This window comes from Zavarzinia sp., assembly GCF_049306435.1.
Lineage (GTDB): Bacteria > Pseudomonadota > Alphaproteobacteria > Zavarziniales > Zavarziniaceae > Zavarzinia.
Map to the genome: position 1 here is coordinate 22,699 of NZ_JBAQRT010000141.1, position 11,683 is coordinate 34,381.

At 66.4% G+C, this 11,683-nt stretch carries 15 protein-coding genes; 6 read left to right on the top strand and 9 right to left on the bottom strand.

From position 1 onward, the window contains the following. Positions 1–62 precede the first annotated feature (62 nt). On the top strand, positions 63–857 hold the full coding sequence (locus WAZ62_RS07625) for an enoyl-CoA hydratase (protein ID WP_422642919.1): 795 nt from the start codon (positions 63–65) through the stop codon (positions 855–857). A 7-nt stretch (positions 858–864) separates the two neighbouring features. On the opposite strand, the gene thiS is transcribed toward WAZ62_RS07625, so the two are convergent. After that, positions 865–1,848 carry a sulfur carrier protein ThiS gene (thiS, locus tag WAZ62_RS07630; protein ID WP_422642920.1) on the bottom strand — a complete coding sequence of 328 codons (984 nt, stop codon included), beginning with the start codon at positions 1,846–1,848 and terminating at the stop codon, positions 865–867. A 118-nt stretch (positions 1,849–1,966) separates the two neighbouring features. Here thiS and WAZ62_RS07635 point away from each other — a divergent pair, with 118 nt between their 5' ends. The 5 genes from WAZ62_RS07635 to aat all read left to right on the top strand — a co-directional run bounded on the left by WAZ62_RS07635 (position 1,967) and on the right by aat (position 7,099). Then, entirely contained in the window at positions 1,967–3,901 is a 1,935-nt protein-coding gene (locus WAZ62_RS07635; protein WP_422642921.1) for a PAS domain S-box protein, read from the top strand. A gap of 142 nt (positions 3,902–4,043) precedes the next feature. Then, a complete protein-coding gene (aroQ, locus tag WAZ62_RS07640) occupies positions 4,044–4,502 on the top strand; it encodes a type II 3-dehydroquinate dehydratase (RefSeq protein ID WP_422642922.1) in 459 nt (152 codons plus the stop codon). A gap of 52 nt (positions 4,503–4,554) precedes the next feature. Further along, positions 4,555–5,016 (top strand): acetyl-CoA carboxylase biotin carboxyl carrier protein, encoded by a 462-nt coding sequence (accB, locus tag WAZ62_RS07645; RefSeq protein ID WP_422642923.1) that lies wholly within the window; start codon positions 4,555–4,557, stop codon positions 5,014–5,016. A gap of 16 nt (positions 5,017–5,032) precedes the next feature. After that, a complete protein-coding gene (gene accC / locus WAZ62_RS07650) occupies positions 5,033–6,388 on the top strand; it encodes an acetyl-CoA carboxylase biotin carboxylase subunit (protein ID WP_422642924.1) in 1,356 nt (451 codons plus the stop codon). Between the two features lie 54 nt (positions 6,389–6,442). Continuing rightward, positions 6,443–7,099, top strand: a complete 657-nt coding sequence (aat, locus tag WAZ62_RS07655; protein ID WP_422642925.1) for a leucyl/phenylalanyl-tRNA--protein transferase — start codon at positions 6,443–6,445, stop codon at positions 7,097–7,099. Here the strand turns inward: aat and WAZ62_RS07660 are convergent. The 8 genes from WAZ62_RS07660 to WAZ62_RS07695 all read right to left on the bottom strand — a co-directional run. Next, positions 7,048–7,551, bottom strand: coding sequence for a DUF2155 domain-containing protein (locus tag WAZ62_RS07660; protein ID WP_422642926.1), 504 nt, complete (start codon positions 7,549–7,551; stop codon positions 7,048–7,050). The two genes, aat and WAZ62_RS07660, sit on opposite strands and share 52 nt — an antisense overlap. 4 nt (positions 7,552–7,555) lie before the next feature. Continuing rightward, on the bottom strand, positions 7,556–8,032 hold the full coding sequence (gene mlaD, locus WAZ62_RS07665) for an outer membrane lipid asymmetry maintenance protein MlaD (protein WP_422642927.1): 477 nt from the start codon (positions 8,030–8,032) through the stop codon (positions 7,556–7,558). Positions 8,033–8,078: 46 nt separating this feature from the next. Then, the gene (locus tag WAZ62_RS07670; protein ID WP_422642928.1) at positions 8,079–8,459 is read right to left on the bottom strand and encodes an NADH:ubiquinone oxidoreductase subunit NDUFA12; all 381 of its coding nucleotides are present in this window, start codon (positions 8,457–8,459) and stop codon (positions 8,079–8,081) included. A 103-nt stretch (positions 8,460–8,562) separates the two neighbouring features. Beyond that, positions 8,563–9,108: a bifunctional adenosylcobinamide kinase/adenosylcobinamide-phosphate guanylyltransferase gene (cobU, locus tag WAZ62_RS07675; RefSeq protein ID WP_422642929.1), complete on the bottom strand. Its 546-nt coding sequence runs from the start codon at positions 9,106–9,108 to the stop codon at positions 8,563–8,565. Beyond that, positions 9,105–9,488: a RidA family protein gene (locus WAZ62_RS07680; RefSeq protein WP_422642930.1), complete on the bottom strand. Its 384-nt coding sequence runs from the start codon at positions 9,486–9,488 to the stop codon at positions 9,105–9,107. Before WAZ62_RS07680 ends, cobU begins: the two co-directional genes overlap by 4 nt. Before the next feature lies 1 nt (position 9,489). Next, positions 9,490–9,942, bottom strand: a complete 453-nt coding sequence (locus WAZ62_RS07685) for a YaiI/YqxD family protein (RefSeq protein WP_422642934.1) — start codon at positions 9,940–9,942, stop codon at positions 9,490–9,492. 8 nt (positions 9,943–9,950) lie between these two features. Further along, the gene (locus WAZ62_RS07690; RefSeq protein WP_422642931.1) at positions 9,951–11,393 is read right to left on the bottom strand and encodes an AMP nucleosidase; all 1,443 of its coding nucleotides are present in this window, start codon (positions 11,391–11,393) and stop codon (positions 9,951–9,953) included. A gap of 57 nt (positions 11,394–11,450) precedes the next feature. Then, positions 11,451–11,683, bottom strand: a 233-nt coding sequence (locus tag WAZ62_RS07695) for a YdbL family protein (protein ID WP_422642932.1), incomplete at its 5' end; no start/stop codon positions are given.

Genomic DNA, 11,683 nt, shown 5'->3' on the forward strand with positions numbered 1-11,683 from the left:
GGTCTAGCCTTGCCCCAAGGCGCAAGAGCCGCCAAGGGCAAAACAGTGAGGGAGGATCAGCCATGCATGGGGCAGACAACGGCGCTTTGGTAGTGCGCCGGGACGACGACGGGATCGCCACCCTCACCCTGAACCGGCCGGCATCGCGCAATGCCCTGTCGATGGCGATGATGGCCGCCCTGATCGACCATCTCGACACGCTGGATGCCGATGCATCGGTGAAGGTCGTCGTCATCGCCGCCGATGGTCCCGCCTTCTGCGCCGGCCACGACCTGAAGGAAATGCGCGGCCTTGGCCAGGACGCGGCGGCGCTGGCGGCCGTCTTCGCCCGCTGCAGCCAGTTGATGCGGCGGATACAGAGCCTGCGTCAGCCGGTGATCGCCCGCGTCCACGCCATGGCGACCGCCGCCGGTTGCCAGATCGTCGCCACCGCCGATCTCGCCATCGCGGCGGAGGGTGTTCGATTCGCGACGCCGGGCGTGAACATCGGCCTGTTCTGCTCGACGCCCATGGTCGCCCTCACCCGCAATATCGGGCGGAAGCAGGCGATGGAAATGCTGCTGACCGGCGAGACGATCGATGCCGCCACGGCCGAGCGTTTCGGCCTGATCAATCGGGCGGTGCCGGCGGCCGAACTCGACGACGCGGTGCTGGCGCTGGCCCGCCGCATCACCTCGAAATCCCCCCTCACCCTCGCCATCGGCAAGGAAGCCTTCTACCGCCAGGCGGAGATGCCGACGACGGAAGCCTATGCCTATGCCTCGGAAGTGATGACCCGCAACATGCTGGCCCGCGACGCCCAGGAGGGCATCGGCGCCTTCATTGAAAAGCGCGAGGCGGTATGGACCGGGTGCTGAGCGCCCCTCAGATCAGACCGGCGAGGGGCGAACTCGGGTCGGCGTAGAGCTTCCGCGGCATCCGGCCGGCGCGATAGGCAAGGCGGCCGGCCTCGATCGCCGCCTTCATCGCCCGGGCCATCAGGATCGGGTGCTTCGCCCCGGCGATCGCGGTGTTCATGAGGACGGCGTCACAGCCCAGTTCCATGGCGACCGCGGCGTCCGAAGCCGTGCCGACGCCGGCGTCGACGAGGACGGGCACTTTCGCTTCCTCGATGATCAGGCGGATGTTCACCGGGTTCTGCACGCCAAGGCCGGAGCCGATGGGCGCCGCCAGGGGCATGATGGCGCAGCAGCCGATCTCTTCCAGCCGCTTGGCCGCGATCGGATCATCGGCGCAATAGACCATGACCTCGAAACCGTCCTTCACCAGCACTTCGGCGGCGCGCAGGGTCTCGGGCATGTTGGGATAGAGCGTCTTCACATTGCCGAGGACCTCGAGCTTCACGAGGTTCCAGCCCCCCGCCTCCCGGGCGAGGCGCAGGGTGCGGATGGCATCTTCGGCGGTGTAGCAGCCGGCCGTGTTGGGCAGGAAGGTGTAGACCTTGGGGTCGAGGTAATCGACCAGCATGGGGGCGCCCGGCGTCGCCAGATTGACCCGGCGCACGGCGACCGTGACGATCTCGGCGCCCGAGGCGGCGATGGCGTCGCGGGTTTCCTCGAAATCCTTGTATTTGCCGGTGCCGACCAGAAGCCGCGACGTGAAGCTGCGCCCCGAAATCACCAGCGGGTCCTCGGCCCCCATGTCCGCCTCGCCCCCCCCGATGAAGTGCACCACCTCGATCCGGTCGCCGTCCGCGAGCATCACGGCATCGAAGGTGGACCGGGGCACGATTTCCAGGTTGCGCTCCACCGCGACCTTGCTACGGTCCAGGCCGAGCAGGCCGATCATCGCCGCGACGGTCGCATGATCCGGCAGGGTCATGGTGTCGCCATTGATCGTGATATTCATCGTCGCCTCGCGCCCGTCGATTCCGTGCGACAGATATAGGCGATCGACGGGCCGGAGTTAACCTTTTGGTGAGGCCGGGATGACAGACTTTCGTGGCCAAGTTACCGCAGGTGAGTCCGTGGAAAGCAGCGCTGTACAGCTGAAAGCCGTCATCGACACAGCGGTGGATGGTATTGTCATCATCGACGGCCAGGGTGCGATCAGCCTGTTCAGCAAGGCCTGCGAACGTCTGTTCGGCTATAGCCACGAAGAGGTCGAAGGACAGAACCTGAGCCTGCTGATATCGCGGGCCGAAACGGGCGACACCGCGGTATCGGACGTCGGCGCCATCATCGGCATCAGCCGCGAGACCACGGGCCGGCGCAAGGATGGCTCGACCTTCCCGATGGAGCTTTCGGTCGGCGAGGCCGAGTCCCACGGCGACACGGTCTATGTCGGCATCATCCGCGACATCACCAACCGCAAGCGGAACGAGGAAGACCTGCGCACCTCGGAAGCGACCCTGCGGGCGGTGATCGAGACGGCGGTCGACGGCGTGATCATCATCGATCCCCAGGGCCTCATCCAGATCTACAATTCCGCGTGCCAGCGCCTGTTCGGCTATGGCCCGGGCGATGTGATCGGCCGCAACATCCGTATGCTGATGCCCGCGCCCTACCGCGAGGAGCACGACGGCTATATCGCCAATTATCACCGCACGGGCACGCGCAAGATCATCGGCATCGGCCGCGAAGTGGTCGGTCAGCGCAAGGACGGCTCGACCTTCCCCATGGAACTCTCGGTCGGCGAGGCCGTGGCGGCGGGCAAGAAAGTCTTCGTCGGCATCATCCGCGATATTTCCGAGCGGATCGAGGCCATGGAAGCGGTGAGCAGCGCCAAGCAGGCCGAAGCCGCCAATCGCGCGAAATCGGATTTCCTCGCCACCATGAGCCACGAGCTGCGGACGCCGATGAACGGCATCCTCGGCATGACCGGGCTCCTCCTCGACACGCCGCTGACCGCCGAACAGCGCGACTACGCGGAAGCCGTGCTGAAGTCGGGCGAGACCCTGCTGACCCTCCTCAACAATATTCTCGACCTGTCCAAGATCGAGGCCGGCCGATTCGAGCTTTACGATCGCAAGTTCGACCCCAACGAGGTGCTGGACGGCATCGCGGCGGTCTGGGAGAGCCAGGCCAACCGCAAGGGGCTGGAATTCTTCGTCACCAACGACCTGCGCGGCGTCTCGACCCTGATCGGCGACCCGGACCGGCTGCGCCAGATCCTGGTCAACCTCGTCTCCAACGCCGTGAAATTCACCTCCTCCGGCTTTGTCGCCCTTCGCGTGAAGCGCGAGGCGGCGATGGGCGAGAAGGTCGTGCTGCGATTCGAGGTGAAGGATTCCGGCATCGGCATCGCCGATGACGTCCAGCCCCGGCTGTTCCGCAAGTTCGAACAGGCCGACGCGGCGACGGCGCGCAATTACGGCGGCTCGGGCCTTGGCCTCGCCATCTGCCGGCAGCTGACCGAAATGATGGGCGGCCATATCGGCCTCGTCAGCGCGCCGGGACGCGGCTCCACCTTCTGGATCACCCTGCCCTTCGATGTCGTCGAGGACGAGGACCAGCCCGGTCGCAAGCTGCGCGACGCCACCGGCAATGCTGATGCGGCGACCGCGGTTGTCGCCGACAAGTCCTTGAATATCCTTGTCGCCGAGGATCATCCCTATAATCAGAAGCTGATGCTCGCCCGGCTGGGCAGCGCGGGCCACCGGGTGGTCATCGCCAATGACGGCGCCGAAGCGCTGGTCAAGGCCAGGGCCGAAGTGTTCGACATCATCCTGATGGATGTGCGGATGCCCGGCATGGACGGCATCCAGGCGACGGCCGCGATTCGGCTTCTGCCGCCGCCCCACGGCACCGTTCCCATCATCGCGGTGACCGCCCACGCCATGCGCGGCGACCGCGAGCGCTACATCGAAGCCGGCATGGACGACTATGTCTCCAAGCCCGTGGACTTCGGCGCGCTGTTCCAGATCGTCCAGAAGATCCTGGAACACGGGCGGATCGCCTGAATTCCAGCCGTTTTCCGCCCTTCGCGGGCCGATCGAGGCACGGTGTTTGCACCCGCTCACCGCACACGGTAATGTGCGGCAGCCGCGCGAGCGGTGATTCATCACGCAGCCGGCATCGCCGGCGCAACAGCCGGGGGCGGCAATGCGGCCGATCGTTCTGGTTCTGAACGGACCGAACCTCAATCTTCTGGGGCAGCGGGAGCCGCATATCTATGGCCGCGACACGCTGGCCGGCATAAAGGCCATGGTGGAAGCCTGGGGAGAGGGATTCGGCCTCGAGGTCGAATTCCATCAGAGCAACCACGAAGGCGAGCTGATCGACCTCATCCACGGCGCGAGAGGCCGGGCGACCGGCATCATCATCAACGCCGGCGCCTATACCCACACATCGATCGCGATCATGGACGCCCTTCTCGGGGCGGAAGTGCCGACGATCGAAGTGCATCTGTCCAACATCTTCAAACGGGAAGCCTTCCGTCATCATTCCTATGTCGCCCTGGCGGCGAGAGGTGTGATCTGCGGTCTTGGTGTCCAGGGCTACCTGCTCGCTCTCGAGGCGATCAAGGGCCTGGTGGCGCAAGACCTGCCCCCGCGCAATTGACCGGCGGGCCGGAACACGCGCGAGGCTATCCCCTGCAAATCGGAGAATTTACTTGGTTGCCAAGATGTCGCTCGACAAGACGCTGATCCGCGAGCTCGCAGAGCTTCTGGTCGAAGCCGATCTGACCGAGATCGAGGTCACGGAAAGCGGCCGGTCCATTCGGGTCGCCCGTCAGGTGACCATGGTCACCAGTGCCGCCGTGGCCGCTCCGGCGGCGATCGCCGCCCCCGTGTCGACCGTTGCCCCCGCGGGCGCCGGCAATCCCGCGCCCGCCATCTCGGGCACGCCGGTCACCTCGCCCATGGTCGGCACGGCCTATCTCGCGCCTGAACCGGGCGCGGCCAACTTCATCAAGGCCGGCGACCGTGTCAGCAAGGGCCAGACCCTGCTGATCGTCGAGGCGATGAAGACCATGAATCCGATCCCGGCCCCGCGCGACGGCGTGGTGCAGAAGCTCGGCGTCGAAAACGGTCAGCCGGTCGAATATGGCGAGATCCTGGTCGTCCTCGAGTAAGGACGGGAGCCGCCCCATGTTCGACAAGGTCATGATCGCCAACCGCGGCGAAATCGCGCTGCGGATCCACCGGGCCTGCAAGGAAATGGGCATCGCCACCGTGGCGGTCCATTCCACCGCGGATGCCGACGCCATGCATGTCCGCCTCGCGGATGAGAGCGTGTGCATCGGCCCGCCGCCCTCGAACAAGAGCTACCTGAACATTCCGGCCCTGATCTCGGCCGCCGAGATCACCAACACGGATGCCATCCACCCCGGCTATGGCTTCCTGTCGGAAAACGCCAAATTCGCCCAGATCGTCGGCGAGCACGGCATCACCTTCATCGGCCCCCGGCCCGAGCACATCCGCATGATGGGCGACAAGATCGTCGCCAAGAAGACGGCCAAGGCGCTCGGCATTCCGGTCGTTCCCGGCTCGGACGGCGGGGTCACCGACGAAGGTCAGGCGATGGAAATCGCCAGGGACATCGGCTTTCCCGTCCTGATCAAGGCGGCGGCCGGCGGCGGTGGACGCGGCATGAAGGTCGCGCGCAGCGTCGACGAACTGGCGATCGCCCTGTCGACCGCGCGCTCGGAAGCCAAGGCGGCTTTCGGCGACGACGCGGTCTATATCGAGAAATATCTGGGCCAGCCGCGCCATATCGAAATCCAGGTCATCGCCGACAGCCACGGCAACGTCTGCCATCTGGGCGAGCGCGACTGTTCCCTGCAGCGCCGTCACCAGAAGGTGCTGGAGGAAGCCCCCTCGCCCGCCCTCAACGCGGACGAGCGCGGCCGCATCGGCAATATCGTCGCCGATGCCATGCGCAAGCTGGGCTATCTCGGCGTCGGAACGGTCGAATTCCTCTACGAGAACGGGGAATTCTACTTCATCGAGATGAACACCCGCCTGCAGGTGGAACATCCGATCACCGAAGCGATCACCGGCATCGATCTGGTGCGCGAGCAGATCCGCATCGCGGCGGGCGCGCCCCTGTCCTTCACCCAGGACGAGGTGGTGTTTTCCGGCCATTCCATCGAATGCCGCATCAACGCCGAGAATCCGGAGACCTTCACCCCGTCGCCGGGCCAGATTCTCGAGTACCACCCGCCGGGCGGCCCGGGCGTGCGCATCGATTCGGGCGCCTATACCGGCTATCGCATTCCGCCCTATTACGACAGCCTGATCGGCAAGCTGATCGTCCACGGCAAGAGCCGGAACGAATGCCTGATGCGGTTGCGCCGGTCGCTCGATGAATATGTCATCGGTGGCATCGAGACGACGATCCCGCTGCACCAGCGGCTGATCGGCGAGCCCGATTTCATGAATGGCGACTATCACATCCATTGGCTGGAGCAGTTCATCGAGCGTAACCGGCGCCACGAGGACTGACGAGATTCCGGCCGGCGTTCCCGTCCGGCCGGAAATCCGCTAGGCTGCGGGGGCATGAGCGAGTTGCTGACCCCCACCATCCTTTTGCGGGCCTATGCCGCCGGGATCTTCCCGATGGCCGATCATGTCCATGATCAGGACCTGTTCTGGGTCGATCCCGAATGGCGGGGCATCCTGCCCCTCGATCATTTCCACATCCCGCGCAGCCTGGCCAAGGTCATCCGGCAGGGCGGGTTCGAGGTCTCGATCGACCAGGATTTCGAGGCCGTGATCGCCGCCTGCGCCGCCTCGGCCACCGGGCGGCGCACGACCTGGATCAGCCATCGCATCCGCCATCTCTATACCGATTTGTTCAGGACCGGCCACGCCCATTCGGTCGAGGCCCGGCTGGGCGGCCGGCTGGTGGGCGGGCTCTACGGCGTCCGGCTGGGGGCCGCGTTCTTTGGCGAAAGCATGTTCAGCCGCGAGACCGATGCCTCGAAGGTCGCCCTCGTCCATCTGATCGCCCGGCTGCGCAAGGGCGACTTCACCCTGCTGGACACCCAGTTCGTGACCGATCATCTAAAACGGTTCGGGGCGCTGGAAGTTCCACGCGACCAGTATCGCCGCCTGCTGGCCGCCGCGCTGAACGCGCCGGCGGGCGATTTCCTCGCCCTGCCTCAGGGCTTGCCGGGGGCCGACATCCTGCAGGCCGTCACCCAGACATCGTAAACCGGGTGCTCCAGCGCCGAAAGCGCCGGACTCGACGCGAACATCCAGCCCGAAAACACGGGCAACGGATCATGACCCGGCGGCGTATCGGAGATTTCGAGGAAGGCCGAGGTTTCGGGCTTCTCGTCCGGCGGCGCGGTGATGCACTGGCGGACATGGATGGTCAAGGTGCCGAAGGTGGCGCTGCCGTCCAGTGGCACTTCGATCACCGAGGTCCGGGCCGAAACCTTATCCAGCCCCTGCAGGATGACACCCGTCACGACACCGCCGACAGCGGGAGCCGGCAGGGCCGGAACATCGGCCGGCGGGGCCGCGGGTTCGATATCGGTCGGAACATCCTCGGTCGGCGGCACGGCGTCGGCCGGGGCCGGTTCCGCGATCTGCGCCCATGCCGTCAAGGGCATGGCCAGCGCCAGAACCGCGATCAGGGCAAGAGCGCGACCGCCTGTCATGATGTCAGTTGCCGCCGCTGGCCGGCGCGGCTCCCTGGCTTTCGGTCGAGCCGAAAACGGCACGGCTGATCAGCCCCATGAGATCGACCGAACTTTGCGTGTATTTGATTTCGCCACCGGGCGCGATCACCTTGTCGCTGCCACCCGGCTCGATCGCGATATAGGCGCCGCCCAGCAACCCTTCGGAGGCGACCTTGGCCGAACTGTCGTCCGGCAGTTCGATCGCGGCCGACATGCTGAGGCTGATTTTCGCGCGATAGGTGGCGGGATCGAGATCCTGCCCGGTAACGCTGCCGACCTTGATGCCGCTGATGCGGACATCGGCACCGATGGGCAGGCCGTCCACCCGATCGAATTTCGCCGTCAGCGCATAGCCGCCGCCGCCTTTGTGTCCCACCGTCGAATAGGCGAAGACAAGAAAGACCGCCGCCACGCCGATAACGACGGCACCGATCAGGGTCTCGACCAGATTGGAATTCATGACTGGGAATTTCCCTCGGCTTTGCGGCGAAAGCGCGGCGAGCGCGTCACGACGGCGTCCAGGGCTCGTAGTCGCCAACGGCCCGGGCACGGTGGCCATCGGTCGCCAGGCTGCCCGCCGGGTGATAGGCCGCGGCGGTGCCGGTCAGATTGGGGTGATGGGGCTTTTCCCAGACCTTGGTCGGCAGCGGCTTTTCCGAGGGCGGCGCGTCGCTGAGACCATGGAGCCAGGCGTGCCATTCCGGCGGAACGCGGGTCGCCTCGATCTCGCCGTTATACATCACCCAACGGCGGTCGCCGCCGCGTTCGCGGTAATAGCGATTGCCCTGCTCGTCCTTGCCGACCTGCTCGCCCTTGCGGGACGTGAACAGGGCCGTGCCGAGCGTGGAATCGTGCCACCAGGTCAGGGCGCGCAAAAGGAAGTTCATGGCGGATCCGTATGTACAGGCCTACCCCGACCTTCTACCGCGCCGGGGCCTTATATGGCAAATGCGAAAGGGCCGGGCCGCCCCCGCAATTGGTCAGGCAGGCTCACTTCACGACGACCGGCAACCCCGCGACGATGAACAGCACGCGGCCAGCCCTCGCCGCGATTCGCTGGTTCAGGCGCCCCGCGGCATCGCGAAAGGCCCGGGCCAGCGCGTTTTCCGGCACGATGCCGAGACCGACCTCGTTGGCGACGAGAACCACCGGCGCCTTTCGCATCGACAGCGCGTCAAAGAATGCCTCGAGGGCGGCCGAGACATCCCGTTCGCCCAGCATCAGATTGGTCAGCCACAGGGTCAGGCAATCGACCAGCACGGGCGATTCCGCCGCCGCCGAGCGCAATGCGCCGGCAAGATCGAGGGGCGAGTCGATGGTGATCCACCCCCCCTCGCCGGTCACCGCCCGCTCGGCCCGATGATGGGCGATCCGGGTTCGCATTTCCTCGTCCCAGGCCTCGGCCGTCGCGACATAGGTCCAGGGCGCGGCGCCAGCTTCCCGCACCAGCGCCTCGGCATGGCGGCTCTTGCCCGAGCGGGCGCCGCCCAGCACCAGGGTGACATGGGGCCAGGCCCCGTCGCCGGCCGCGCTCACCGCTTCAGCGCCGTCACTTCGATCTCGATCTTCATGCGGGGATCGGCCAACCCGCTCACCAGCATGGTGGCCGCCGGGCGGATCTCGCCCAGCCATTGGCGCAGAATCGGCCAGCAGGCAGGGAAATCATCGGCGTTCGGCAGGTAATAATGAACGCGGACGACATCGGCCATGGCCGCCCCCGCCTCGGCGAGCGCCGCCGCGATATTGCGCAGGGCCTGATCGCATTGGCCGGCGACATCCCCGACAATGGTCATGGCCGCGTAGTCGAAACCCGTGGTGCCCGAAACGAAGACCCAGTCGCCCTGCACCACGGCGCGGGAATAGCCGATCTCCGCCTCGAAGCAGGAGCCGGAGGAAATCAGTCGTCGCTCGCTCATGTCATGCCCCTTTCCGGCGCAGGCGGTTCACCGCCTCGTCGAGGGCGGAGAGGAAGGTGGAGCGATCGCGGGCGGAGAAGGCCCGGGGACCACTGGTCACCTCCCCCGCCGCGCGGAGTTCCGTCATCAGGTTGCGGGTGGCGAGCGCGAGGCCCATGCCCGCCTCGGTGAAGGACCGGCCGCTGGGCGCGATCGCCGTCGCCCCCGCCTTCACCGCCCGCGCCGCCAGGGGCACATCCGCCGTCACCACGATCGAGACGGCGTCGGCCCGCTCCGCGATCCAGTCGTCCGCCGCATCGAAGCCGTCGCTGACGATCACCCGCTCGAACAGGGGATTGCGCGGCAGGTTGATGAAACTGTTGGCGATCACGATCACCGGAACATTGTAACGCTCGGCGACCTTGAACACCTCGGGTTTCACCGGGCAGGCGTCGCCGTCGACGAGAATGGTCAGGACCCCGTTCATCGGAACGGCGGCTCGTCGAAGGAGCGCAGCTTGCGGGAATGCAGCATGTCCTGCCGCGTGCGCAGGAGGTCGAGCGCGGTCAGGCCGATGACCAGATGCTGCGCCACCGCCTTCTCGTAAAAGGCATTGGCGGCGCCGGGCAGCTTGATCTCGCCGTGCAGGGGCTTGTCGGAGACGCAGAGCAAGGTGCCATAGGGCACGCGCAGGCGGTAGCCATTGGCGGCGATTGTGCCGCTTTCCATGTCGAGAGCGACGGCGCGGGAGAGGTTGATCCGCCGGCTTTCCAGCGTGTAGCGGAGTTCCCAGTTGCGGTCGCCATTGGTGACCACCGTGCCGGTGCGCAGCCGCTCCTTCAGCGCATCCTCGGCCTCGCCGGTGACCATGGCCGCGGCGTCCTGCAGGGCGACCTGAACTTCGGCCAGGGCGGGGATGGGAATATCCGGCGGCAGAAGCTCGTCGAGGATGCGGTCTTGCCGCAAGTAGGCATGGGCGAGGACATAATCGCCGATCTGCTGCGACTGGCGCAGGCCGGCGCAATGACCGACCATGAGCCAGCAGTTGGGGCGCAGCGCCGCGAGGTGATCGGTGATGTTCTTGGCGTTGGACGGGCCGACGCCGATATTGATCAGCGTCACCCCCTGCCCGTCCCGGGCGATCAGGTGATAGGCCGGCATCTGGAAGCGGTGCCAGGGGCTGGCGGCGATCAGCGCCTCCGCCGTCTCGGGCGGCGTGCCGCGATCGATCCGCGCGCCACCGGGCAGCACGAGGGCGGTATAGGCGCTGTCCTCGGCGAGGCGGGCCAGGCCCCAGCGGACGAATTCATCGACATAGCGATGGTAATTGGTCAGCAGGATCCATTTCTGCACATGGCGCCAGTGACCGCCGGTGTAATGCACCAGCCGGCGCAGCGAAAAATCGATCCGCACCGCGTCGAACAGGGCCAGCGGCCGGGGTTCGTCCGGCAGGGCCACCCATTGGCCGTCCGGCACTTCGTCACCGACGAGGGACAGATCCGGCCTCGGGAAATGCAGGCCGAGTTCGGCCGCCGAGACGCCGGCGCGGGCGATCTCCTCCACCCGCTCGATCACGTAAGGATAGGGAATTTCAAGCTCGCCAGGCAGCACCTCGATTTCGGCGCCAAATTCCTCGACCAGGGGGGTGAGCTGTTCGAGGAGATAGGCACGGAAATGCCGGGGCTGGGTGATCGTGGTCTCGTAGACGCCGGGGCGCTGGAACTTGGCGAAAGCCCGGCGGTTGCGCGTCGCCCCGCCCAGCTGAAGACAGGTCACCCGCAACAGGGGGTAGCGAAAAGCCCGGCGCTCCTCGGCGGTGGGAACCGTGCGATCCGCCAGATAGCGGTCCACCGCCGTCGTCAGCGCGTGAACCGCTTCGCCATAAAGCACATCGAGCCGGTCGACCGCGGCCTCAGGTGTCAGCAAGGAATCGCCCCCTGGTTTCCATCAGGGGGCCATTCTGGCCCTGCCGTGGCGGCACCGCTACCTCTGCGTCCAGCTGCCGTCCTCGGCCTGGAACCAGGTGCCCTTGGGCGCCGACTTGATGATCTCCAGCGCATAGATCTTGCCGACCGCCTCGACCGGCACGGATTGCGCCTTGGACCTTTCGGTATAGAGCGCGCGGCGCTCGACATTCACCCGCTCGACGAGGGCGACGATGTCCGCGCTGGCGCCCGGGCGGGCCACGGCATAGCCGTCGTAACGCTCGCCCACCG

Bases quoted from the DNA above. Each gene is read 5' to 3' on its own strand.
- WAZ62_RS07625 (WP_422642919.1), top strand. From the start codon at position 63: ATGCATGGGGCAGACAACGGCGCTTTGGTAGTGCGCCGGGACGACGAC.
- thiS (WP_422642920.1), bottom strand. From the start codon at position 1,848: ATGAATATCACGATCAATGGCGACACCATGACCCTGCCGGATCATGCG.
- aroQ (WP_422642922.1), top strand. From the start codon at position 4,044: ATGCGGCCGATCGTTCTGGTTCTGAACGGACCGAACCTCAATCTTCTG.
- accC (WP_422642924.1), top strand. From the start codon at position 5,033: ATGTTCGACAAGGTCATGATCGCCAACCGCGGCGAAATCGCGCTGCGG.
- aat (WP_422642925.1), top strand. From the start codon at position 6,443: ATGAGCGAGTTGCTGACCCCCACCATCCTTTTGCGGGCCTATGCCGCC.
- WAZ62_RS07660 (WP_422642926.1), bottom strand. From the start codon at position 7,551: ATGACAGGCGGTCGCGCTCTTGCCCTGATCGCGGTTCTGGCGCTGGCC.
- mlaD (WP_422642927.1), bottom strand. From the start codon at position 8,032: ATGAATTCCAATCTGGTCGAGACCCTGATCGGTGCCGTCGTTATCGGC.
- WAZ62_RS07670 (WP_422642928.1), bottom strand. From the start codon at position 8,459: ATGAACTTCCTTTTGCGCGCCCTGACCTGGTGGCACGATTCCACGCTC.
- WAZ62_RS07680 (WP_422642930.1), bottom strand. From the start codon at position 9,488: ATGAGCGAGCGACGACTGATTTCCTCCGGCTCCTGCTTCGAGGCGGAG.